This is a genomic window from Bacillus cereus group sp. BfR-BA-01441, assembly GCF_022663075.1.
Taxonomy (GTDB): domain Bacteria; phylum Bacillota; class Bacilli; order Bacillales; family Bacillaceae_G; genus Bacillus_A; species Bacillus_A cereus.
In genome coordinates this window covers 19,695-41,766 of sequence record NZ_JAKUEU010000039.1, presented here as the reverse complement: position 1 = coordinate 41,766, position 22,072 = coordinate 19,695, and the positions used below count along the sequence as shown (strand labels likewise).

Below are 22,072 nucleotides of genomic sequence, written 5' to 3'. Positions count from 1 at the left end.
GATTGGAGGGGGAACAGGATTATGATGAAACATGTTTTTCAAAAAGGAAAAGATACGTCAAAACCAGTGTTGTTATTACTTCATGGCACAGGTGGTAATGAATTAGATTTACTACCACTTGCAGAAATAATTGATCCGGAAGCGTCGGTATTAAGCGTTAGGGGAAATGTGTTAGAGAATGGGATGCCGCGTTTCTTCCGCCGATTAGCAGAGGGCATTTTTGATGAAGAGGATTTAATTTTCCGTACGAAGGAATTAAATGAATTTTTAGATGAAGCGGCTAAAGAATATAAATTCGATAGAAATAACATTGTAGCTATCGGTTATTCGAATGGGGCAAATATCGCAGCAAGCTTATTATTCCATTACGAAAATGCATTGAAAGGTGCTGTGCTTCATCACCCAATGGTACCAAGAAGAGGAATTCAATTAGCAAATTTAGCAGGGAAATCTGTGTTTATTGCTGCTGGGACAAATGACCCAATTTGTTCATCAGCAGAGTCAGAGGAATTGAAGGTACTATTAGAAAATGCAAATGCGAATATAACAATGCATTGGGAAAATCGAGGGCATCAATTAACGATGGGTGAAGTAGAAAAAGCAAAAGAGTGGTATGACAAAGCATTTTAAAAAAGAAGCATCTGCTAACGATTAGCAGATGCTTCTTTTTTATTTAAGACTGGATTGCAAGATGAGATGAAGAAAGTGGTAGCTCAATATCAACAATCGTACCTTTATTTAATTCGCTTGAAATGTGTAATCTACCATGATGTTCTTCAATTATTTTGTAACACATCATTAATCCTAGTCCTGTGCCTTTTTCTTTTAAACTATAAAAAGGTTCGCCTAGACGGGAGATACGATCTTCAGGAATGCCGCAACCTTCATCGATAATTCGTATTAAGATGAAATTATCCTCTAATGGTTTTGTTTGGATGAAAATATTTCCGCCATTTGGCATTGCTTCTATCGCATTTTTTAATATGTTTATAAAAACTTGTTTTAATTGGTTACCGTCACATTGAATATCATATACGTAATCAAAATGATCCATGATGATATGAACGCTATGCATAATTGCAGTCGGTAAAATAAATGTAACTACCTCTTCAATTAAAGTTTGTATGTTACAAGTTTGGATAGATAATACTTGTGGCTTAGACATCGCCATAAATTGACTCGTGATGGATTCCATTTGTGAAATCTCACTTAACATAACATCGATATACCATTTCTGCTCCTCACTTATTTCAGGGAGGAGCAACGTTAGAAAACCTTTTAGAGAAGTGAGTGGATTTCGAATTTCATGGGCAATTCCAGCTGTCAGTTGTCCGACTACTGCGAGCTTCTCTGATTTTCGTAGTAACTTTTCAGTTTCTTTTAGCTCAGTAACATCTCTCCCCATCACGATAAGACCTTTGCGAGAACCATCAGGATGATAAAGCGGAACTTTTGATATACTTAAGATTAGATCGAAATCATCTCTATGTATAATAAATTCCTCGCCATGAAGAATTTGTCTTTGTTGCCATGCTAGTTCATCGATTTCTTCACAATGTAAAAAAGCTTCTCGGTATGCTTCATTATATTGAATGAGTTCGCTATCTTTTTTCCCGTGGTAAGGTACATGATGGAAATTGAAGCAAGAAAGTGCGTAATCATTTGCCTCAAGCCAGCGCCCTTCATGATCTTTAAAAATAACAAACGCAGGCATGGAGTTTACTAATGTACGTAATCTCTTCTCACTTTCTTTTAGCATATTCTCAATTCTTTCTGATTTTTCAAGCGGCTTCATAATAGCATATACGCCAGTAAGACGATTTTGAACAAAAATAGGAACTAGTTTTGTCACAACATCTAATAAGAATCCATTTTTATGATAAATAGATAAGATATACTCTTGTTGATTATCCGCTTCAGTATTCTTTATATTTTGTAATACTTGCTCAGAAATATGGGCTTCTAAAATAGAGGTAATATTTTTCTGTTCTAATTCTAAAGAAGTGTAACCTAATATTCTTTCGGCAGAAGGATTTATATGTAGAATAACTCCTTCTAAATTTAATGAAATAATACTATCAGGATTGTGTTCGAACAGAGATGCGTACATTTCTGTTAATGAACGATCTTGTATATGGTTTCGCAAACGTCTAGAAATGTTCGGATGACGTTTGTTTTGAGTTGGTGAATATTTTTTACGACTCATAATAGTTCCTCCGTACAAATAGCATCTAAAAAGATTTGTCTATTCATAACTATAATATAGATGTAATGTGTATTTCTATAAAAAATGGAAGTTATAGAATAAATTTTGTTTTTTTTATTTTTTGCAAGGTGAATGCAGGATGGTAATAAGGGGAGCTTATCTTGTTTTATAAACCTTTTGTAAGTTACAGACGGCTGTTTTCCGTATAACATTAGGGTAGAGGAGGGGGAGAGAAAATGAAAAATTATATTCAAGGGATTGATCACGTGCAAGTAGCTGCACCTGTAGGGTGTGAAGAAGAGGCGCGTGATTTTTATGGGAATACGATTGGTATGGAAGAAATTCCAAAGCCAGAAGAGTTGAAAAAACGAGGTGGATGTTGGTTTAAATGCGGAAATCAAGAAATCCATATTGGTGTCGAGCGGAACTTTACACCAGCTAAAAAGGCTCATCCAGCTTTTTATGTGAATGAAATTAATGAATTTAAGCAAACACTTATAGAGCAAGGTGTTAAAGTGATTGATGATTATGCACGGCCAGATGTAATTCGATTTTACGTGTCAGATCCATTTGGAAACCGAATTGAATTTATGCAAAATAAAGACTAGGTGGATTCCCACCTAGTCTTTAACTTCTTCTGAAAAGTCCTAACACTTCTACAGTTTCTGTAATATTAACGAATGCATTCGGGTCGATTTCAGAAATTGTTAGTTTCATACTTGCTAATTCTTCACGAGAAACGACGGTCATAAGTACACGCTTTTTCTCGCTTGAATAAGCACCTTCGCCATCAAGTAACGTTATTCCACGTACAACAGTTGAAAGAAGTTGTTTTTTCATTTTTTCTGCTTCATTTGTTACAATCATAAGTGTAACTTTACGATGTTTTGTATGAACAGCATCAATTACTTTACCAGTTACATAAATTGAAAGTAAGCTTGTAAGTGCAACATCCCAGGTGAAGAAGAATCCTGCGATTATTACAACGACTGCATTTAAAATAATAAGGAATCCGCCAAGTTTAATGTCTCGCTTGCGGGATAAAAGCATACCGATAATATCAAATCCACCAGTGGATCCATTACAGTTAAAAACAAGACCAATACCAGCTCCAGCGATTACACCTCCGAAGATAGAAGATAACAATGGATCTGTTGCTACGACTTTTACTGGAACGTAGTATAATGCAACAGATAATACAACTACAGAGACAACTGTGTTAAAAATTACTTTTTTTCCAAGACCTATGTACCCTAAAATAAGGATAGGTAAGTTTAATACAAAGTTAATAATGCCTGTGTTTACAGGGGTTACAATCCCTAAAATAATAGCAATTCCGCCAATTCCACTACTTAAAATTTTGTGGGGGATAAGGAAAAGATTAAAGGCAACCGCAATAATAATAGAACCGATAATAACACCAAGGAATCTGACCATTTCTTTCCCGTCCTTCACTGAAAAATTCATATTATTTCAAGATTATATATGATATTGAAAGTTTTGGGTAAAAACAGTTTATTTAGGTAAATTAGATTAATCAAAAGAATTTGAGTATTTTATCATTTGAAAGGGGATACAGTTGTGAAGATAAAAACATATCAACAGAAAAGCCCGTTGAAGCAAGAATGTGAGGATTCTTATTTTTGTAATAAAGAAAAAAAGATTTATGGTGTATGTGACGGTGCAACACCACTTGTCCCGTTTCGTGATGAAAAGGGACATAATGGAGCATACATCGCTTCGCATTTATTTGCAAGTTATTTTACTGCATTACGAGAGAATCATAGTTTACAATTTGCAGTTGCCAAAGCAAATGAAGCATTGCAAAGCAAAATGTTAGAATATGAAGTAGACACGAGAAAAAAAGAGCATTTGTGGTGCACATGTATCGCGGCAGTCCAAATAGTTGGTGAGAAAATTGAATATGCGCAGCTTGGGGACTGTATGATTGTCGCAACTTTTCAAAATGGAACGATGCAAGTATTAACGAAAGACACAGTTGAAGGAATTAGTAAAAGAGCAAAAAAGAAGAGGGAAGAAGATCGTAAAAAAGGGTTATCTGTACCAGAAGAATATGTTTTTCAAGATGTTCGAGAACAGTTAAAATACAATCGTTATCTTGCAAATATGCCAAATGGTTATTCAGTTGCAAATGGAATGAAAGAAGCGATACATTATTTACAACATGGTGAATTACATACAGATGAAGTGAGTGGGATTTTTATTTGTTCAGACGGGTTATTTCACCCAGATTGGTCATTAGAACAAACTGTTGCATATATAAGAAAGAATAGTATAAACGAATATATAGCAATTATTGAAGAGCTAGAAGCGGAAAAGAGAATAAGGCCAGATGATAAAACGATTATTATGATTGATTTTTAAGAGGAGGCAGTTCAAATGGAAATTAAACGTGTCAATCTAACATTTCAAGATGAATTAGTTCCTTTAGAAAAAGTAAACAAACTGATTATTCACCATACAGCTGAAGATGGATGGGACGTGTATAAAACGCATGAATTTCATCAAACTGTAAGGGGGTGGAGCGGAATTGGTTACAACTATTTTATCGAAAAGGATGGAACTGTAGTGGAAGGGCGAGGTTTACATATTGGAGCGCACGCGAAAGACCATAACCGTCATACAATTGGAATATGTATGACGGGAAATTTCGATAAATACGATCCCACTCCCCCGCAAGTGAATGCATTATATTCTTTATGCAAAATGTTTATGAAGCAATTTGCTATAAAGAAAGAAAATATACTAGGTCATAGGGAGTTAGAAGGAGTTACAAAAAGCTGTCCTGGTAATCGTTTTTCTATGGTAGAGTTAAGGAAGATATTATCTTAAATATAGAGGAGTAACAACGATGATGAATATAAAAATACCAAATGATAAAAAAGAAGAGCTTGTAGCACAAATTCAGCAATTTTTCATGGAAGAAGATCTAGATGAAATTGGACGTTTCCAAGCAGAGCGTTTAATAGAAGAAATGATTAAATTAGTTGGACCATTTGCATACAATCAAGCAATTGGAGATGCAAGAAAGCTTGTAAGTGAGAAATTAACGAATATGGAAGAAGATTTATACGTGTTAGAGAAAAATGAAGGGAAATAAAAAAAGAGCCGATGGGCTCTTTTTTATTTTTCTTTCTTATGTTCCTTATATTCATGTACTTTTTCTTTCACATTACCAACTGTATCTTTAGCAGTGCCTTTCACCTTATCCCATTTTCCTTCAGCTTGTAATTTCTTATTGTCAGTTACTTTCCCAACAACTTCTTTTACTTCACCTTTTACCTTATCAATGGCACCTTCTACTTTTTCTTTTAAACCATGATCATGTTTAGTCATACATTTCTCCTCCTTGTAGTTTGATTAGAATTCTCTTTTCATATTGCAAGTTGAATGATGTATCTAGTAATATCGTAACAAATCTAGTTTGAATATTCAAATGATTAATAGGATAGAAAAGGAATTGTCATAAAATGTTTAAAAATGTAACGGAAGGAGAAATAAAGTAAATTATAATATGTCTTTTGCGGTCCATATTGATTTTGTATAAGCGATTTTCATGTGAGCACGTTCCATGTTATTTTGACTGCCGCTACCGAACCTTGCTTGTCCAACTATTAAAGTACAATTGGATTCAATAGCTGTCTTAATTCGTTTTTGAATTAATGCAGTATGACAGCCTTTACGCTGAAATTCTGGCAAAGTAGCAGAAGCAGCTAATGATGCGACACCCTTATTTATATACAGGACACCAATACCAGCAGGGATATTTTGAACTTCAGCTATGAAAAAATGCCACCCTGGTTCATTGTAAAGAATTTCATTATTTTGGCGCACGCTATCTTTTGTAAAGGATGGCATATTAAATCCACGTACATAAATGTCTGCAAAAATATCAAACTCATTTTCTTTTAGTTTTCGTATTGTAATATTAGAAGGAAGAAGTGATGAACCCTCTCTCGGTATACTATACAAAGCAGTATGGAAGCTAGATTGATAAAACCCTTTTTGAGATAAGTATTGAAATAATTCAGTTGTACCTTGTGCTGGGGTAATTTCAAAACGACAAGGGATTTGTAGTGATTCATAATAAGAAATGATTGCATCAATCGCATCTGCATTTGTAATACCTTTTACTGTATTAAAAGCAGGACCAGCAATTATTTTTGATGAAAAGGCAGTGGCGCTACCGAATTTTTTCATTTGCACTTGCATTGGGTTTCCGCTTATTGTTTGTAGTCTCTCTAATCTAGAAGAGAGCATGTCAATTTCTGCATTTTCAATTTCTGTTGCTATATCGAGTGTCATAACAGTAGTCATAAAATTCCTCCGTTAATAAATATATTTCATAGTACATATACGATTTTTGTTTTGAGATTCCTGTTGAAATGTGAGAAAATAAGAGTTTTTTTGGAAGGGAAATGGAAGTGAGCTGTCGAAGGGAGTGGAAACAGATTAAAGGTGGTGCTCTCATGAAACAAAAAACCGTGCAGACATGCTCTAATTGTGGTTCTCAAAACATAGGAGAAGGTGAGTTTGTCGGATATGCACAAATACGGAAAAAGGAAACGATGTTCACATCTTCACCGGTGGATGCGTATATTTGTACAGATTGTGGGAATATCCTTCTATTAAAAGTACGACATTATGAAAAGTTTAAGCAGAAGCCGTTATGATCATTGAGAAATGGTCATATCCAACGTTGTATACGAAACGACTTATGTTAAGGAAAATGAATATGAGTGATAGTTTACATATATATGAGTATGCTACAGATAAAGAGATGACAACTTTTACTGTATGGGATGCTCATCGATCGTTATGTGACACATATAACTATGTAGAAGAGATTGTGGGGCAATATAATGAAGGGCAAGTAGCACCTCTTGGAATTGTATTAAAAGAGGAGAAAAAACTTATAGGCACGTGTGGATTTATAAAATATGATTTGGTCACACATACAGCAGAAATTGCATACGCCTTATCTCGAAAATATTGGGGAAGAGGATTAGCCACGGAGGCTGCATTAGCTTTTTTCTACTATGGTTTTCATGAGTTGCATCTTAATAGTATTGAAGCGGGATGTGATTCAGAAAATGAAGCATCTGAAAAATTAATGAAACGTTTGAATATGGAGTACAAATATACAATTCAGAAGGATATGTTTATTAAAGGTAAGAATCGCGATACAAAAAGATATTGTATATCTAGAGAAGGATATATGAATCAATGAAATATCTTACATTGAAAAACTCCTTTAAATAAATCAAGGAGTTTTTTTATTTTGATAACAACAAATCGGAGTTTATCTTTTTGTTCGTGTGTTAGGAGTATGGGAGATATATCGAATTTTAGTAGAAAATAAGGAATACAGTAATCGTTTTATTTTTAAACTGAAAAAGAAAGTAAGAAAAAAGGTAGATAGTTTATCGTTCTGAATTATTTCCAAAGAAATAATTCAGAAAATACAGAAAAATGTCGTAATCATTTGCGGAAGTCTGTTATAATAAACGAAAAAATGAAAACGCTTTAAAGGGGGATGTAACCAATATGATGATGAATGTACCGCTAACAATTAGTTCTATGATGGAAAGAGCAGAAAAGTTATTCTCAAAGAAAGAAATTGTTTCTCGTACACATGATACCATTACGACATTAACGTATAAGCAGCTAGGAGAAAGGACGAGAAGACTTTCTAGTGCGTTAAAAAAGCTTGGGATTAAGGAAGGCGAACGTGTAGGAACGTTAGCGTGGAATCATCATCGACATGTGGAGGCGTATTTTGCTATTCCTGGTATTGCTTCCGTTTTACACACAATTAATATTCGTTTATCTCCTCAACATATTTCATACATTATTCAGCACGCAGAAGACCGAATTCTACTTATAGATGAAGATCTCGTACCGCTTGTTGAAAATATTCAATCACAATTATCAACTGTACAAGCTTACATTATTATGACTGATAAAGATGAACTCCCAAACACTACGCTGAAGCCTGTATATCATTATGAAAAGCTATTAGAAGAAGGCGATCCCAATTTCCAATTTGTAAAAGATATTGATGAAAATACACCAGCTGGTATGTGTTATACGTCAGCGACTACAGGAAATCCGAAAGGTGTTGTATATACGCATCGTAGTACTGTACTGCATTGCATGGCACTCGGTTTAGCGGATACAGCTGCTTTATCGGAAAGTGACGCGGCGATGGCAATTGTACCGATGTTCCATGTGAATGCTTGGGGACTTCCTTTCGCTGCTACTTGGTTTGGATCAAAACAAGTTCTTCCAGGACCGATGTTTACGCCGAAAATTTTATTAGAAATGATCCAATCTGAAAAAGTGACGTTAGCTGCCGGTGTGCCGACAATTTGGCTCGGTGTATTACAAGAGTTAGAAAATAATAGTTATGATTTATCTAGTATGACGAGAATACTATGTGGTGGTGCAGCCGCACCGAAAAGTGTTATTAAAGCATTTGAACAGAAACACAATGTTCCTTTCATCCATGCATATGGTATGACCGAAACAAGCCCACTCGTAACACTTGCACGTTTAAAAAGTTATGAAACAGAATTATCGTATGAAGAGCAATTAGAAATTAGATCAAAGCAAGGGTATCTTGTCCCTGGTGTAGAGATGAAAGTAGTCGGTACAAATGGTGAAGTGAAGTGGGACGGTACGGAGATGGGAGAACTATGTTTACGAGCACCTTGGATCGCTGAAAGCTATTATAACGATGATCGTACTGTCGAAGGTTTTCGCGATGGATGGTTATATACTGGTGATGTTGTCACAGTGGATGAGGAAGGTTGCGTGAAAATTGTTGACCGTACGAAGGATGTTATTAAAAGCGGGGGAGAATGGATTTCTTCGGTCGATCTTGAAAATGCTTTAATGGCACATGATGCTATATTTGAAGCGGCTGTCGTTGCAGTTCCTCACCCTCAGTGGCAAGAGCGACCAATTGCCTGCGTTGTTCAAAAGAAAAATAGTACGGTTACAAAAGAAGAAATATATGAGTTTTTAAAACCACAGTTTGCGAAGTGGTGGTTGCCAGACGATATTGTCTTTATGGAAGAAATACCGAAAACATCTGTTGGGAAGTTTTTAAAACAGGCGCTTCGGAAAGAACTGGAGCATTTGCATAGAGAGAAATAAGTGAACTTCTATTTGTAAACTCTAATACATTAATGGTTGACAAAAGAAGAATGGAAAGATAATATGATTTTTGTGATATGTTACCTAAAATAAATTTTAAGTTTACAAATAGGAGAAGCAAATATGAATACAAAAAACTTAGTTTTTGTCGCTTTATTTAGTTCTATTATGGGAGTGTTAGGGTTAATACCTCCGATTGCTCTTTCTATTACACCAGTTCCAATTACATTGCAATCACTCGGTGTTATGCTTGCGGGTGGGTTGTTAGGATCACGTCTAGGTGCGTTAAGTCAGCTTATTTTCTTACTTATTGTAGGAGTTGGAGCACCATTGCTTGCTGGTGGACGCGGTGGCCTTGGTGTATTTGTTGGACCAAGTGCAGGATATTTACTTGGTTACATCATTGGGGCGTTTGTTATTGGTTATTTAATTGAGCGTTTACGTGAAGTTTCTATTATAAAAGTATTATGTATTAATATAATTGGTGGTATTTTCGTAGTTTATGTATTTGGTATTACTGTACAAGCGTTCTTAATGGATGTTTCTGTATGGGAGACAATGAAAGTGAGTGCTGTGTTTTTACCAGGGGATTGTATAAAAGCAATTATTGCGGCAGTTCTCGTAACAAAATTACATCGTTCATTGAAACATATTATTACGCCCGCTTTAAAGAATGGAAAATATACAAATGCGGGATGATAAAGGGAAGAAACACGTTAATTGCGTGTTTCTTTTTATTATTATTGTAAAGAAAGGACGTCTCATATGGGGATTACAAAAGAATATAAAAAGCATGCCTCTTTACAACCAAATAAAATAGCGATAAAGGAAAATGATAGAGTTTTAACATATAAAGAGTGGTTTGAATCAGTTTGTAAAGTAGCAAGCTGGTTAAATGAAAAAAAATCGAAGAATAAAACGATAGCAATCCTATTAGAAAATCATATAGAGTTTTTACAACTATTTTCTGGTGCCGCTATGGCCGGGTGGGTTTGTGTTCCGTTAGATATAAAGTGGAAACAAGATGAGCTCAGAGAAAGAATTGAAATTAGTAATCCGGATATGATTGTGACAGAACGATATAAGGTGAATGATCTATTGGATGAAGAAGGAAGAGTAATTGAAATTGATGAGTGGAAAAGAATGATAGAGAAATATCTTCCTACATATTCCACTGTAGAAAGTGTACAACATGCTCCTTTTTATATGGGATTTACATCAGGATCAACAGGAACAGCAAAAGCATTTTTACGTGCACAGCAATCGTGGGTTCATAGTTTTGATTGTAATGTACATGACTTTCATATGAAAAGGGAGGATTCAATTTTAATAGCTGGGACGCTCGTTCATTCTCTTTTCTTATACGGGGCAATAAGTGCATTATATGTAGGACAAACAGTGCACATTATGAGAAAGTTCTTTCCAAATCAAGTATTAGATAAGTTAGAAACTGAAAATATATCAGTTATGTATACAGTTCCGACAATGCTTGAATCTTTATATAAAGAAAATAGATTAATAGAAAATAAAGTGAAAATTATTTCGTCAGGAGCGAAATGGGAAGCTGAAGCGAAAGAAAAAATAAAGAATATATTTCCTTATGCGAAAAGATATGAATTTTATGGTGCATCAGAGTTAAGTTTTGTAACAGCACTAGTCGATGCAGAAAGCGAAAGAAGGCCAAATTCAGTAGGAAAACCTTGTCATAATGTGCAAGTTCGAATATGTAATGAAGCAGGCGAAGAAGTACAAAAAGGTGAAATAGGAACTGTTTATGTGAAAAGTGATCAGTTTTTTATGGGATACATAATAGATGGGGTTTTAACACGGGAGTTGAATGCAGAAGGTTGGATGACAGTGCGAGATGTAGGCTATGAAGATGAAGAAGGCTTTATATATATTGTTGGTAGAGAGAAGAATATGATTTTATTTGGAGGAATCAATATTTATCCAGAAGAAATAGAAAGTGTATTACATGAACACCCAGCTGTTGATGAAATAGTTGTAATTGGTGTGAAAGATAGTTACTGGGGTGAAAAGCCCGTCGCGATCGTAAAAGGAAGTGCTACGAAACAACAATTAAAGAGTTTTTGCTTACAGAGATTATCCTCTTTTAAAATACCGAAAGAATGGCATTTTGTAGATGGAATACCTTATACAAATAGTGGGAAAATCGCTCGTATGGAAGCAAAAAGTATGATTGAAAACCGGGAGAAAATATATGAATAGGGCAGTCATTGTAGAGGCGAAAAGAACACCTATTGGTAAGAAGAATGGGATGTTAAAAGAGTATGAAGTTCAGCAATTAACAACGCCGCTTCTTACGTTTTTAAGTAAAGGGATTGAGAGGGAAATAGATGATGTCATATTAGGTAATGTTGTTGGGCCAGGAGGGAATGTTGCGAGACTATCTGCTTTAGAGGCGGGACTTGGCTATCATATTCCTGGTGTAACGATTGATCGGCAATGTGGTGCTGGTTTAGAAGCAATTCGAACTGCGTGTTATCTCATTCAAGGCGGGGCAGGTAAGTGTTATATCGCCGGGGGAGTAGAGAGTACAAGTACGTCACCTTTTCAAAAAAGAGCACGATTTTCACCTGAAACAATTGGTGATCCTGACATGGGAGTAGCGGCTGAATATGTTGCAGAACGTTATAACATCACGAGAGAAATGCAAGACGAGTATGCTTGCCTCAGTTACAGACGAACACTGCAAGCATTAGAAAAAGGATTTATATATGATGAAATATTGTCTTTTAATGGAGTATTAGATGAATCTATAAAGCTAGAAATGAATTATGAACGAATGATTAAAAGAACAAAACCTGCATTTTTACAAAATGGTACAGTAACGGCGGGGAATTCATGTGGTGTAAATGATGGAGCATGTGCCGTTCTTGTAATGGAAGAGGGGCAAGCCCGAAAATTAGGATACAAGCCTGTACTTCGTTTCGTTCGTAGTGCTGTAGTGGGAGTGGATCCCAAGCTTCCAGGGACTGGTCCGATATTTGCGGTGAACAAATTATTAAACGAAATGAATGTAAAAGTAGAGGACATCGATTATTTTGAAATAAATGAAGCATTCGCCTCAAAAGTTGTTGCTTGCGCAAAAGAGTTACAAATTCCGTACGAAAAAGTAAATGTAAATGGTGGAGCAATTGCGCTCGGTCATCCGTACGGTGCATCTGGTGCTATGCTTGTAACACGTTTGTTTTATCAGGCACAAAGAGAGTCTATGAAATATGGAATTGCTACATTAGGAATTGGAGGCGGGATAGGGATTGCGCTATTATTTGAGAAAGTAGAAGACTAGCGAGGTAATTAGTTTTCTACTTTTTGAGGAACATAAATATTGCTACCAGGCTTCGCTTTCATTTCGTTCCAAGCAGCAATCGCATCAGCTTTTGCTTTCCCTTTATTATTTGGATCTTCGAAAAAGTCACGAGTAAAGCGATTGTATTCAAATTGTGTACCGATAGTTGTTTTGTATGTAGGGTCTTTTTTTCGTTCGTTTTCTTCATGCCAAAAAGCTATCGCGTCTTCATATGTTTTTCCAACATTCTCTTTGAAAAATTTTTGAAGAGCTACTGTAAAGCGAAAGTTTGTTCCGATTTTTTCTTTGAAAAAAGCACGAACATCTTCGCTACAGCGGTGATTGTTAGTAATAATCGTTTGAAGAGAAAGGTCTTTATAGGATAGGGAAGCTTTACTCACCTTTTGAACAGAGCTGTTTTTTAATATTTTACCAGTAGTTAAATAATGTGAGATACGCTCGGTTATTTCGATCTTAGAGCCACTAGCTGGCAACTCATTCTCACGACAAAATGTTTGGAGTTCTGCTTTTAACCAATAATAGTTTTGGAAATCTTCAAGTGATATAGACTTTGTTAAAGGTGGACGCATGAATGTAACAACTACTTTCTTCCATAATTTTCTTTAATTATAAAACATATGTTCTTTTTATGGAAGGGTTAATTTGTAAATATAATGGGAAGAGGAGATTGCATATGGAAAATGTAATGCAAGTTCGTGTTACAGGAATTTTAATTGAAGATGAAAAGGTATTGCTAGTAAAGCAAAAAGTGGCTAATCGAAATTGGTCTTTACCTGGAGGAAGAGCAGAGAATGGCGAAACGTTAGAGGAAGCAATGATTCGAGAAATGAGAGAAGAGACAGGGTTAGAAGTTAACATTCAGAAGCTACTCTATGTTTGTGATAAACCAGATGCTCGCCCGTCTTTATTACATATAACGTTTTTGCTTAAAAGGATTGAAGGTGAAATTATGCTACCTTCTAACGAGTTTGATCATAATCCAATTCATGATGTGCAAATGGTGCCGATTAAAGATTTAAGTCATTATGGTTTTTCGGAAACTTTTATCAATCTTATAAGTGAAGGTTTTGTAAATGCAGGGAGTTATCAAGGTTTGAAACAAAATATAGGTCTGTAAATATAGGGGAAGGATAGCCGTTCGCTATCCTTCATAACATGTTTTAAACTGCTGACTGTAAAGAAGAAACAAGCTGATTTAAAAATTCATCTCCGCTCATAATTGCTTTCCCGCCACCGCGAGCACTCTTCTTATTTCCGCCACCTTTTCCTTCGATTGTAGGAAGAGCGTCTTTTAAAAGAGCATTCATATCGAGTGATACTGATTTTCCGCAAGCGAGAATACATTGTAGTTTGTCATCATTTTCGATGACGAAATACGTAATTGCATGCTCTTGTTGTTCTGTAATAATAGCGGAAAGCTTTGCGATTTCTTGCATAGAACGATTTGTAAATACTTTAGAAATAAGTATGCCGGCATGTATTTCCGTAGGGTGTTGAAGTAGTTCATTTGCCTCTGCAAATAATAATTTTTCATTCATTGTTTGTATTGCTTTTTCGTTTTCTTTTTGAGAAGTAAGCAGTTGCGCCACTTTTGTTGGAATATCAGTTTCGCTACTGTTTAATTGTTTGGAAACATTCTTCATAATTTGTTGTTGCTGCCCTATTAATTTAAGTGTGCGCCAGCCAGCGATAAACGTTAGTCGTATGCCACCTTTATTGCGTTCCCAGCTAAGAACTTGAATAGGACCTACTTCACCAGTACGTTTCGGGTGTGTTCCGCCACAGCCGTTATAATCAAAGTTTTCGATCATAACAACGCGTATATTTTCTGTCATAGTCGGTTCTTTACGAAGGGGCAACGTTTTCGCTTCTTCTAAGTTCATCCACTGGATGCGGATTGGATGGTTTTCAAAAACAATTTTGTTTGCAATTTGTATTGCTTTTTCAACCGTTTCTGCATGAAGATTTTCTGTTTCTAAATCAATTGTTACTGTTTCTTTACCAAGATGGAATCCAATTGTAGGCATGTTAAAATGGTCCCAAAAGGCAGCAGATAAAATGTGCTGAGCCGCATGTTGCTGCATATGATCAAAACGGCGCTCCCAATTGATTTTACCTTCTACGTCTTCTGTATGTAATTGTTCTGCAATGTAATGACGAATTTCTCCGTTTATCTCTTCTACATTGATTACATTGATATCATTTAATGTACCAGTATCATATGGTTGTCCGCCACCTGTCGGATAAAATGCTGTTTCATTCAAAACAACGTATAAGTTACCGTCTTTATCATAATCTTGCTTTATAATTTTAGTAGTAAAGTCTTGCTTATAAGCGTCAGTGTAATATAATTTGTGCTCCAATTTTCTTTCTCCTCTCGCATTAACTAGTTTCATTGTAAAGCAATTGAAATTAGTTTCCTAATATTTCAGAAGAAAGAAACTATTTTTAGAATTTTCTTGCTATAATAAGAAAAAGAAAATGCGGGGGTGGAATGAATATGTTATATGAAAACGGCGTAGATAAACTGCTTAGTTTAAGCAGAAATATTTCTGAATTATATCGAGAATTAAATGAAATGACCCGGATTTTAACGGATTGTAATCGAGAAAGTGTGAAGTTTGATCGGTTATATGTAAAAGAGTTACTTTGGAAGAAAGAAGATGTAATAGAGAAATATGACCAGCTACTTGTACAACTTTGTATTAACGAATGCTTTGATCTAAAAAGTGTCATTACAGGGGAATATAAGTATACATATGAAGAAGTAGAAAACATAGTTTTACAATTTAATGAAAAGTATAATGTCGCAATCTTAATTAAAGATGTGTGTAAAGAATTACAGTTCACATATGGAATTGATATGGACATAACGAGAACAACTCGGGTATCAACAGCTCAAGTATAGAAAAAGGAAAAGAAAGCAGATCCTTTGCTTTCTTTTTTTTGTGAAAATAGAGAGAGTAGGTTTAACGATGAAGGGGAAGTTACAGCATATTCATCCGCTTGGAATGAGTATTATTTTAGGGACATTGTTTGCTAGGTTTGCAACTTCAATGAGTATCCCTTTTTTAGCGATTTATTTAACGACTGTTAAAGGTGTATCAGCTGGAATGACTGGTGCTATTATCGGAACGAGTGCACTTGTTGGTGTTTTTGCTAGTTTTATCGGAGGGAATTTATCAGATCGATTTGGCCGGAAAACGATTATGCTCTGGTCCATGATCGTTTGGATTTTTGTGTTTATAGGTTTTTCACTTGCGGATCATGTTTTAAGTTTCTTTTTATTAAACGCTTTAAATGGATTATGTAGGTCGTTTTTTGAGCCAACATCAAGAGCATTATTATCAGATTTAACAAAGCCTGAGTATCGGTTACTCGTCTATAACTTACGATACGGTGCAATAAATGTTGGAGTTGCTATTGGACCAATTGTTGGATTACAGATTGGAAGTGCAAAATCAACAATTCCTTTTTTAGTAGCAGCTGGGGTATATATTCTATATACAGCTATATTAGCGTTCCAATTTAAGAAGTATCCAATGGAAAAAAAGAAAGTGAGTACAGAAAAACCTGTTACAATGTTAAATGCAATGCGTATATTGCGAAAAGATATAGTATTTTTAGTTGCTTTAGTCGGTATTATTTTGAGTAATTGCGGTTTTTCACATTTAACGACGACAGTATCTCAATATTTTGCAAATGCACATATATTTGAGGATGGAGTGAAGCTATTCTCATATATGCTCGCTTTAAATGCAATTGTTGTAGTGATTATCCAATACCCTGTTATTCAAATGTGCAAAAAATACACACCATTAGCATCCATTATGGTTGGAACTTTATTTGTGAGCGGAGGATTGTTTGGATTTGGAGTAGTAGAATCTATGCTAGGTGCTGCCGTCTGTACAATTATTTTTACAATTGGAGAAGTCTTAATGTTTTCAATGACGGATGTATTTATTGATGATATTGCTGTTGCGCATCTAAAAGGAACATACTTCGGTGCGATGGGTTTCTCGGGAATTGGAGCAGTAATAGGTCCGTGGTTTGGAGGAGTACTTCTCGATTACTACGGGTACCAAAATGGGTTTGCAATATTTTCAGCACTAGCTATATTTTCAACTGTGGCATTTCCTGTGCTTTTAGTTACAAAAGGTTTATCGAAAAAAAGATATGATAGAAATTCTAATATAGAAATGCATGCGAAATAACATAAGCCCCAGTAACCAACTGGGGCTTAGTGCGTATTATATTAACTCTTAATTTGAAAAAAGAACTTTCTTTTCATGCTTATCAGCAACTTCATTTTTGGAAATATGAATGGCTAAATATCCATTTTCTAAGCAGGCTAGCATCTTCTTATAAATAATATTATCGGGTAAAGGAATGATCCGCTGTAAAGAAATATTATTATGAAGTATGCAAATGGTTAGGCCTGTCTTCATCTTTTTAATGACTACATTTTGTTCAGTTACATTTGGTACATCTGTTTCCAAAATGTATTCTTGTTCCGTTTCGCAAAGGTCAATATGAATTTGATTTGGGAAACTAAAGTTACTACAAGAGTCAGAACAAAATTGATCCATCCATTCTTCGAAACCATCAACATGAAAAAGACAATCCTTCTTTTTCTTGCCCATGTAAGACACCCTCCGTAAAATCTCAATTCATACTATGTTATGCATGAATGAAGTAGGGGTGAAGAATAAATGGAAAAATATAAACATTGTATGTGGAAAAGATAGCTAGTGTGCACTTTTTGTTTTACATATCATGATGCGCATGATGTTTTTGGCGTGAATGGTTACGGTTTTTTACTTTATGAGATCCGCTTAATGGTTCAGGTTGTCCTTTTTTTTCTTTCGCTTCACGATTGTTTTTTCCCATTGTATGTGACACCTCCTCTTCCTCTTTAGAATGAGAGAAGTTTGCAAATTTATACGAGAATGTTTTTAGAAAAAAAGGTAAAGATAATTGGGACTAACTATTACAGAAAGGGGATTATATAATGCCATATCATAAAGATAAACAACAAGCGTTTCAAGCAGCGCAGCAAGGCGTTACACAAGCAGAAAATGCATTTAACAACATTGTGAAAAATGATCCAAACTACGGTCATGATTTAAAAGAATTACGCCAAGAGGTTCAGGAAGCATATGAACAAATTCAAAATGCACTAGAGGTAGCTTCAGAAACACAACGTCCACAACTTGAGCAATATGAAAATAATCTCCAAAATATAATGCGAAATGTAGATCGATTAGAAAAGTAAATGAGGTTGTTGTTTATTCGACAACCTTGCTGCTTTAGTAAACGTTATGCTAAAACAGAAAATTTTTCTATTAGTTTTTTCTTTGCTATGTGCAGTACATATATTTCAAGTGGAAAAAGTGGAAGCGAAAATGTTGCTCAGAAAAGAGTTAGAACCAACTGGTTATGTAACATGGGAAGTACCTAATAATGAAAAAATTATTGCAATTACATTTGATGATGGACCAGATCCAACGTATACACCACAAGTTTTAGATTTATTACGTCAATATAAGGCTGAAGCGACATTTTTTATGATTGGATTTCGAGTTCAGCGCAATCCATATTTAGTGAAACAAGTGTTAAAAGAGGGACATGAAATTGGAAATCATACGATGAATCATTTGTATGCGAGTAATTCATCAGATGAAAAATTAGAAAATGATATTTTAGATGGAAAGAAATTTTTTGAAAAATGGGTGAAAGAACCTTTGTTATTCCGTCCTCCTGGCGGATATATTAACGACGCTGTATTTAAAACAGCGAAAGAAGCTGGTTATCAAACTGTTCTATGGTCGTGGCATCAAGATCCACGTGATTGGGCAAATCCAGGGGTTGAATCCATTGTAAATCATGTAGTGAAAAATGCTAAAAGTGGCGATATTGTATTGTTACATGATGGAGGAAATGATCGTAGTCAAACGGTAGCGGCACTAGCAAAAATTTTACCTGAGCTGAAAAAGCAGGGCTATCGATTTGTAACGGTTTCGGAATTACTACGTTATAAACATTAGAAAAAATCCCAAAAGGAAAATAGACCTTTTGGGATTTTTCTTTACTGGTTCTTTTTACGTTTCTTATTATTTTGTCGCTCTGCTGGAGTTAAAGGCTCGTTTGCAAATTCTTCATTGTAACCAGTTCCTTGTCCTTGTGCAGATGCAGCATTCATTCCTGAAATAGTATGATTTGCTTTTCTTTTACCCATTTTATTTCACCTCTATAACATTTTTTGTATGTTGAATGATGAGCAGTTCATAGTATGTATGAACTGTAAGTAAACCGCTGATAGAGCACTTTACTTTATGATAATAGTATTCATAAGGAGTATGAAAGCTATTCAAATTTAGAAACATAAAGAAAACTTATGATAATCTATAAGTTTCTTATTATTTACTTATTTAGAAAGTTGTAATAAGATATTATCGTAAGGTATTGAAAAGTTTGTCTACATTTTATATTCAGACAACTTAGTCACGTTTAACAGGGGGGAAACATAATGGTCAAACATAATCCATTTCAATCACGTGCAACTTTTGAAGTAGATGGAAAAACGTATCATTATTATGATTTGAAAGCGCTTGAAAATGCAGGGGTTGGCAACGTATCTCAATTACCATATTCCGTGAAAGTTTTACTTGAATCAGTACTTCGTCAAGTAGACGGACGTGTAATCACAGAAGAGCATGTTACAAATTTAGCGAAATGGGGAACGAAAGATGTGCAAGATATCGATGTTCCATTTAAACCATCTCGTGTAATTTTACAAGATTTCACTGGTGTTCCAGCTGTTGTTGATTTGGCTTCGCTTCGTAAAGCAATGGCAGACATGGGCGGAGATCCTGACAAAATTAATCCTGAAATTACTGTAGACCTTGTAATTGACCACTCTGTACAGGTTGATAGAGCGGGTACGGCAGACGCGCTTGCATTCAACATGGACTTAGAGTTTAAACGTAATGAAGAACGTTATAAATTTTTAAGCTGGGCACAAAAATCATTTGATAACTACCGTGCGGTTCCACCAGCTACAGGTATTGTACACCAAGTAAACCTTGAATATTTAGCACCAGTTGTTCATGCTGTGAAAAATGCTGAAGGTGACTTAGTTGCATACCCAGATTCATTAGTTGGAACAGACTCACATACAACAATGATTAACGGTATCGGCGTTCTTGGATGGGGCGTTGGTGGTATTGAAGCAGAAGCAGGAATGCTTGGACAGCCTTCATACTTCCCAGTACCTGAAGTAATCGGTGTGAAATTAACTGGTACACTTCCAAGTGGTACTACAGCGACAGACGTTGCATTAAAAGTAACACAAGTATTACGTCAAAAAGGTGTAGTTGGTAAATTTGTTGAGTTCTTCGGTAATGGACTAAAGAGCATGCCTTTAGCTGACCGTGCAACAATTTCAAATATGGCACCAGAATACGGCGCAACTTGCGGATTCTTCCCAATCGATGATATTTCATTAGAATACTTACGTTTAACAGGTAGAGATGAAGAACAAATTCGCGTTGTTGAAGAATACTGTAAAGCGAACGGTTTATTCTATACAGCAGACAGTAAAGATCCAATCTATACTGATCTTGTTGAAATTGATTTAAATACAATTGAATCTAACCTTTCTGGACCGAAACGCCCACAAGATTTAATTCCACTTTCAGATATGAAAGATGCGTTCCATAAAGCTGTTGTAGCACCAGTTGGAACACAAGGACTTGGATTTAATGAGCAAGAGTTCGATAAAGAAGTGAAGGTTACATTAGAAGATAAAGAAGTAACGATGAAAACAGGTGCAATTGCAATCGCAGCAATTACAAGCTGTACAAATACATCAAACCCATACGTATTAATTGGAGCAGGTCTAGTTGCGAAGAAAGCAATTGAAAAAGGACTTGTAGTACCTGAGTATGTAAAAACATCATTAGCACCAGGATCTAAAGTTGTTACAGAGTACTTAGATAAGTCTGGTTTAACAACATATTTAGATCAATTAGGTTTCCAAACAGTTGGTTACGGCTGTACGACTTGTATCGGTAACTCTGGTCCATTAGCGCCAGAATTAGAAGAAGCAATCGCAGCAAACGACTTACTAGTAACATCTGTTTTATCTGGTAACCGTAACTTTGAAGGTCGTATTCATCCACTTGTAAAAGCAAACTACTTAGCATCACCACCACTTGTTGTGGCATATGCACTTGCAGGTACTGTTGATATTGACCTGAAAAATGATGAAATCGGTAAAGATGCAAATGGCAATGCTGTTTACTTCAACGATATTTGGCCATCAGCTAAAGAAATTGAAGATGTAGTTCAAAGCGTTGTTACATCTGAACTGTTCAAGAAAGAATATGCACAAGTATTTAACAGCAATGAGCGTTGGAATGAAATCCAAACTTCAAACGAAGCTTTATATACTTGGGATAATGATTCAACATACATTCAAAACCCACCATTCTTTGAAGGTTTATCTAAAGAACCAGGTGAAGTTGAAACGTTATCAGGCTTACGCGTAGTTGGTAAATTTGGTGACTCTGTAACGACAGACCACATTTCACCAGCAGGTTCAATCGGTAAGCACACACCAGCTGGACGCTACTTATTAGAAAACGGCGTACAACCAGTTGACTTTAACTCTTACGGTTCTCGTCGTGGTAACCATGAAGTTATGATGCGTGGTACATTCGCGAACATCCGTATTAAAAACCAAATTGCACCAGGAACAGAAGGCGGATATACAACATACTGGCCGACTGGTGAAGTAACATCAATCTATGATGCTGCTATGAAATATAAAGAAGATGGCACAGGTCTTCTAGTTGTTGCTGGTAAAGATTATGGTATGGGAAGTTCTCGTGACTGGGCTGCGAAAGGTACTAACTTATTAGGTATTAAAGCAGTAATCGCAGAAAGCTTCGAACGTATTCACCGCAGTAACTTAGTGTTAATGGGTGTATTACCACTTCAATTTAAAGATGGCGAAAGTGCTGAAACGTTAGGTCTTGTTGGTAACGAGTCATTTGAAATTCAAATCGACAAATCAGTTAGACCACGTGATCTTGTAAAAGTAGTTGCAACTGATTTAGATGGCAACGAAAAACAATTTGAAGTAGTAGCTCGTTTCGATAGTGAAGTTGAAATTGATTACTACCGTCACGGTGGTATTCTGCAAATGGTTCTTCGTGAGAAAATTGAAGAATCAAAAGTGTCGAACTAAATAATTGAAATGAACAATAAGGAAGCTAACAATAGTTAGCTTCCTTATTTTATGGAAAGGGATGAAACCATTTGGTTTCATCCCTTTCTTTTTACTA

Annotated in this window: 26 protein-coding genes and 1 pseudogene; 18 read left to right on the top strand and 9 right to left on the bottom strand. The window is 35.6% G+C overall.

What is annotated here, in order from left to right; genetic code table 11:
• The first annotated feature begins 21 nt into the window (after window positions 1-21).
• Window positions 22-630, top strand: a complete 609-nt coding sequence (locus tag MR107_RS17230) for an alpha/beta hydrolase (protein ID WP_242292563.1) — start codon at window positions 22-24, stop codon at window positions 628-630.
• Window positions 631-673: 43 nt separating this feature from the next.
• On the opposite strand, the gene MR107_RS17225 is transcribed toward MR107_RS17230, so the two are convergent.
• Window positions 674-2,206 carry a BA3702 family sensor histidine kinase gene (locus MR107_RS17225; protein ID WP_000087662.1) on the bottom strand — a complete coding sequence of 511 codons (1,533 nt, stop codon included), beginning with the start codon at window positions 2,204-2,206 and terminating at the stop codon, window positions 674-676.
• A 236-nt stretch (window positions 2,207-2,442) separates the two neighbouring features.
• Between MR107_RS17225 and MR107_RS17220 the strand changes: the two genes are divergently transcribed.
• Entirely contained in the window at window positions 2,443-2,814 is a 372-nt protein-coding gene (locus MR107_RS17220) for a VOC family protein (RefSeq protein ID WP_000800772.1), read from the top strand.
• 19 nt (window positions 2,815-2,833) lie between these two features.
• Here MR107_RS17220 and MR107_RS17215 read toward each other — a convergent pair whose 3' ends face one another.
• A complete protein-coding gene (locus MR107_RS17215) occupies window positions 2,834-3,643 on the bottom strand; it encodes a YitT family protein (RefSeq protein WP_000251344.1) in 810 nt (269 codons plus the stop codon).
• Between the two features lie 126 nt (window positions 3,644-3,769).
• On the opposite strand from MR107_RS17215, the gene MR107_RS17210 reads away from it, so the two are divergent.
• The 3 genes from MR107_RS17210 to MR107_RS17200 are packed head-to-tail and all read left to right on the top strand — an operon-like array spanning window position 3,770 to window position 5,327.
• Window positions 3,770-4,591 carry a protein phosphatase 2C domain-containing protein gene (locus MR107_RS17210; protein ID WP_002041632.1) on the top strand — a complete coding sequence of 274 codons (822 nt, stop codon included), beginning with the start codon at window positions 3,770-3,772 and terminating at the stop codon, window positions 4,589-4,591.
• Window positions 4,592-4,606: 15 nt separating this feature from the next.
• Window positions 4,607-5,059 carry a peptidoglycan recognition protein family protein gene (locus MR107_RS17205; RefSeq protein ID WP_000404002.1) on the top strand — a complete coding sequence of 151 codons (453 nt, stop codon included), beginning with the start codon at window positions 4,607-4,609 and terminating at the stop codon, window positions 5,057-5,059.
• A gap of 19 nt (window positions 5,060-5,078) precedes the next feature.
• On the top strand, window positions 5,079-5,327 hold the full coding sequence (locus tag MR107_RS17200) for a DUF2164 domain-containing protein (protein WP_000981066.1): 249 nt from the start codon (window positions 5,079-5,081) through the stop codon (window positions 5,325-5,327).
• Window positions 5,328-5,350: 23 nt separating this feature from the next.
• On the opposite strand, the gene MR107_RS17195 is transcribed toward MR107_RS17200, so the two are convergent.
• Window positions 5,351-5,563 (bottom strand): CsbD family protein, encoded by a 213-nt coding sequence (locus tag MR107_RS17195; protein WP_000160410.1) that lies wholly within the window; start codon window positions 5,561-5,563, stop codon window positions 5,351-5,353.
• Between the two features lie 171 nt (window positions 5,564-5,734).
• Window positions 5,735-6,544, bottom strand: a complete 810-nt coding sequence (locus tag MR107_RS17190; RefSeq protein WP_000214343.1) for a GNAT family N-acetyltransferase — start codon at window positions 6,542-6,544, stop codon at window positions 5,735-5,737.
• 152 nt (window positions 6,545-6,696) lie between these two features.
• Between MR107_RS17190 and MR107_RS17185 the strand changes: the two genes are divergently transcribed.
• From MR107_RS17185 to MR107_RS17155, 7 genes and pseudogenes are all read left to right on the top strand, one after another.
• Entirely contained in the window at window positions 6,697-6,900 is a 204-nt protein-coding gene (locus tag MR107_RS17185; RefSeq protein ID WP_000810948.1) for a hypothetical protein, read from the top strand.
• Entirely contained in the window at window positions 6,897-7,457 is a 561-nt protein-coding gene (locus MR107_RS17180) for a GNAT family N-acetyltransferase (protein ID WP_000582845.1), read from the top strand. Before MR107_RS17185 ends, MR107_RS17180 begins: the two co-directional genes overlap by 4 nt.
• A 64-nt stretch (window positions 7,458-7,521) precedes the next feature.
• A pseudogene (locus MR107_RS17175) lies at window positions 7,522-7,662 on the top strand (helix-turn-helix domain-containing protein); the annotation flags it as partial.
• Window positions 7,663-7,774: 112 nt separating this feature from the next.
• Window positions 7,775-9,388 carry a long-chain fatty acid--CoA ligase gene (locus tag MR107_RS17170; protein ID WP_000980172.1) on the top strand — a complete coding sequence of 538 codons (1,614 nt, stop codon included), beginning with the start codon at window positions 7,775-7,777 and terminating at the stop codon, window positions 9,386-9,388.
• Window positions 9,389-9,511: 123 nt separating this feature from the next.
• Window positions 9,512-10,087: a biotin transporter BioY gene (locus tag MR107_RS17165; RefSeq protein ID WP_001093334.1), complete on the top strand. Its 576-nt coding sequence runs from the start codon at window positions 9,512-9,514 to the stop codon at window positions 10,085-10,087.
• A gap of 66 nt (window positions 10,088-10,153) precedes the next feature.
• Window positions 10,154-11,617, top strand: a complete 1,464-nt coding sequence (locus tag MR107_RS17160; protein ID WP_242292562.1) for an acyl-CoA synthetase — start codon at window positions 10,154-10,156, stop codon at window positions 11,615-11,617.
• Complete coding sequence (locus MR107_RS17155) at window positions 11,610-12,701, top strand: acetyl-CoA C-acyltransferase (protein ID WP_001078009.1); 1,092 nt, start codon at window positions 11,610-11,612, stop codon at window positions 12,699-12,701. Before MR107_RS17160 ends, MR107_RS17155 begins: the two co-directional genes overlap by 8 nt.
• A gap of 8 nt (window positions 12,702-12,709) precedes the next feature.
• Here the strand turns inward: MR107_RS17155 and MR107_RS17150 are convergent, their stop codons facing one another.
• Window positions 12,710-13,291 carry a DUF6434 domain-containing protein gene (locus MR107_RS17150; RefSeq protein WP_001247746.1) on the bottom strand — a complete coding sequence of 194 codons (582 nt, stop codon included), beginning with the start codon at window positions 13,289-13,291 and terminating at the stop codon, window positions 12,710-12,712.
• Between the two features lie 104 nt (window positions 13,292-13,395).
• Between MR107_RS17150 and MR107_RS17145 the strand changes: the two genes are divergently transcribed.
• Window positions 13,396-13,839 (top strand): NUDIX hydrolase, encoded by a 444-nt coding sequence (locus MR107_RS17145; RefSeq protein ID WP_000432568.1) that lies wholly within the window; start codon window positions 13,396-13,398, stop codon window positions 13,837-13,839.
• Window positions 13,840-13,882: 43 nt separating this feature from the next.
• Here the strand turns inward: MR107_RS17145 and MR107_RS17140 are convergent, their stop codons facing one another.
• Entirely contained in the window at window positions 13,883-15,085 is a 1,203-nt protein-coding gene (locus tag MR107_RS17140) for an alanyl-tRNA editing protein (RefSeq protein WP_162900596.1), read from the bottom strand.
• A 137-nt stretch (window positions 15,086-15,222) separates the two neighbouring features.
• Between MR107_RS17140 and MR107_RS17135 the strand changes: the two genes are divergently transcribed.
• Window positions 15,223-15,630, top strand: coding sequence for a hypothetical protein (locus tag MR107_RS17135; protein WP_000965149.1), 408 nt, complete (start codon window positions 15,223-15,225; stop codon window positions 15,628-15,630).
• A 67-nt stretch (window positions 15,631-15,697) separates the two neighbouring features.
• Window positions 15,698-16,936, top strand: coding sequence for an MDR family MFS transporter (locus MR107_RS17130; RefSeq protein ID WP_000676811.1), 1,239 nt, complete (start codon window positions 15,698-15,700; stop codon window positions 16,934-16,936).
• Window positions 16,937-16,984: 48 nt separating this feature from the next.
• Here MR107_RS17130 and MR107_RS17125 read toward each other — a convergent pair whose 3' ends face one another.
• A complete protein-coding gene (locus MR107_RS17125) occupies window positions 16,985-17,365 on the bottom strand; it encodes an Hsp20/alpha crystallin family protein (protein ID WP_000516748.1) in 381 nt (126 codons plus the stop codon).
• Window positions 17,366-17,489: 124 nt separating this feature from the next.
• Window positions 17,490-17,612, bottom strand: a complete 123-nt coding sequence (locus tag MR107_RS17120) for a small acid-soluble spore protein P (protein WP_000517649.1) — start codon at window positions 17,610-17,612, stop codon at window positions 17,490-17,492.
• Window positions 17,613-17,733: 121 nt separating this feature from the next.
• On the opposite strand from MR107_RS17120, the gene MR107_RS17115 reads away from it, so the two are divergent.
• Entirely contained in the window at window positions 17,734-17,997 is a 264-nt protein-coding gene (locus MR107_RS17115) for a hypothetical protein (RefSeq protein ID WP_001146296.1), read from the top strand.
• Between the two features lie 46 nt (window positions 17,998-18,043).
• A complete protein-coding gene (gene pdaB / locus MR107_RS17110) occupies window positions 18,044-18,769 on the top strand; it encodes a polysaccharide deacetylase family sporulation protein PdaB (protein ID WP_061665781.1) in 726 nt (241 codons plus the stop codon).
• 41 nt (window positions 18,770-18,810) lie between these two features.
• On the opposite strand, the gene sspO is transcribed toward pdaB, so the two are convergent.
• Window positions 18,811-18,960: an acid-soluble spore protein SspO gene (gene sspO, locus MR107_RS17105; RefSeq protein ID WP_000518057.1), complete on the bottom strand. Its 150-nt coding sequence runs from the start codon at window positions 18,958-18,960 to the stop codon at window positions 18,811-18,813.
• A 291-nt stretch (window positions 18,961-19,251) separates the two neighbouring features.
• Here sspO and acnA point away from each other — a divergent pair, with 291 nt between their 5' ends.
• On the top strand, window positions 19,252-21,975 hold the full coding sequence (acnA, locus tag MR107_RS17100) for an aconitate hydratase AcnA (RefSeq protein ID WP_000238564.1): 2,724 nt from the start codon (window positions 19,252-19,254) through the stop codon (window positions 21,973-21,975).
• Window positions 21,976-22,072: the final 97 nt, after the last annotated feature.

What these genes read in the sequence shown, in the direction of transcription:
- MR107_RS17230 (WP_242292563.1), top strand. Translation starts at nt 22, where the DNA reads ATGATGAAACATGTTTTTCAAAAAGGAAAAGATACGTCAAAACCAGTG.
- MR107_RS17225 (WP_000087662.1), bottom strand. Translation starts at nt 2,206, where the DNA reads ATGAGTCGTAAAAAATATTCACCAACTCAAAACAAACGTCATCCGAAC.
- MR107_RS17220 (WP_000800772.1), top strand. Translation starts at nt 2,443, where the DNA reads ATGAAAAATTATATTCAAGGGATTGATCACGTGCAAGTAGCTGCACCT.
- MR107_RS17215 (WP_000251344.1), bottom strand. Translation starts at nt 3,643, where the DNA reads ATGGTCAGATTCCTTGGTGTTATTATCGGTTCTATTATTATTGCGGTT.
- MR107_RS17205 (WP_000404002.1), top strand. Translation starts at nt 4,607, where the DNA reads ATGGAAATTAAACGTGTCAATCTAACATTTCAAGATGAATTAGTTCCT.
- MR107_RS17200 (WP_000981066.1), top strand. Translation starts at nt 5,079, where the DNA reads ATGATGAATATAAAAATACCAAATGATAAAAAAGAAGAGCTTGTAGCA.
- MR107_RS17195 (WP_000160410.1), bottom strand. Translation starts at nt 5,563, where the DNA reads ATGACTAAACATGATCATGGTTTAAAAGAAAAAGTAGAAGGTGCCATT.
- MR107_RS17190 (WP_000214343.1), bottom strand. Translation starts at nt 6,544, where the DNA reads ATGACTACTGTTATGACACTCGATATAGCAACAGAAATTGAAAATGCA.
- MR107_RS17185 (WP_000810948.1), top strand. Translation starts at nt 6,697, where the DNA reads ATGAAACAAAAAACCGTGCAGACATGCTCTAATTGTGGTTCTCAAAAC.
- MR107_RS17180 (WP_000582845.1), top strand. Translation starts at nt 6,897, where the DNA reads ATGATCATTGAGAAATGGTCATATCCAACGTTGTATACGAAACGACTT.
- MR107_RS17170 (WP_000980172.1), top strand. Translation starts at nt 7,775, where the DNA reads ATGATGATGAATGTACCGCTAACAATTAGTTCTATGATGGAAAGAGCA.
- MR107_RS17165 (WP_001093334.1), top strand. Translation starts at nt 9,512, where the DNA reads ATGAATACAAAAAACTTAGTTTTTGTCGCTTTATTTAGTTCTATTATG.
- MR107_RS17160 (WP_242292562.1), top strand. Translation starts at nt 10,154, where the DNA reads ATGGGGATTACAAAAGAATATAAAAAGCATGCCTCTTTACAACCAAAT.
- MR107_RS17155 (WP_001078009.1), top strand. Translation starts at nt 11,610, where the DNA reads ATGAATAGGGCAGTCATTGTAGAGGCGAAAAGAACACCTATTGGTAAG.
- MR107_RS17150 (WP_001247746.1), bottom strand. Translation starts at nt 13,291, where the DNA reads ATGCGTCCACCTTTAACAAAGTCTATATCACTTGAAGATTTCCAAAAC.
- MR107_RS17145 (WP_000432568.1), top strand. Translation starts at nt 13,396, where the DNA reads ATGGAAAATGTAATGCAAGTTCGTGTTACAGGAATTTTAATTGAAGAT.
- MR107_RS17135 (WP_000965149.1), top strand. Translation starts at nt 15,223, where the DNA reads ATGTTATATGAAAACGGCGTAGATAAACTGCTTAGTTTAAGCAGAAAT.
- MR107_RS17130 (WP_000676811.1), top strand. Translation starts at nt 15,698, where the DNA reads ATGAAGGGGAAGTTACAGCATATTCATCCGCTTGGAATGAGTATTATT.
- MR107_RS17125 (WP_000516748.1), bottom strand. Translation starts at nt 17,365, where the DNA reads ATGGGCAAGAAAAAGAAGGATTGTCTTTTTCATGTTGATGGTTTCGAA.
- MR107_RS17120 (WP_000517649.1), bottom strand. Translation starts at nt 17,612, where the DNA reads ATGGGAAAAAACAATCGTGAAGCGAAAGAAAAAAAAGGACAACCTGAA.
- MR107_RS17115 (WP_001146296.1), top strand. Translation starts at nt 17,734, where the DNA reads ATGCCATATCATAAAGATAAACAACAAGCGTTTCAAGCAGCGCAGCAA.
- pdaB (WP_061665781.1), top strand. Translation starts at nt 18,044, where the DNA reads ATGCTAAAACAGAAAATTTTTCTATTAGTTTTTTCTTTGCTATGTGCA.
- sspO (WP_000518057.1), bottom strand. Translation starts at nt 18,960, where the DNA reads ATGGGTAAAAGAAAAGCAAATCATACTATTTCAGGAATGAATGCTGCA.
- acnA (WP_000238564.1), top strand. Translation starts at nt 19,252, where the DNA reads ATGGTCAAACATAATCCATTTCAATCACGTGCAACTTTTGAAGTAGAT.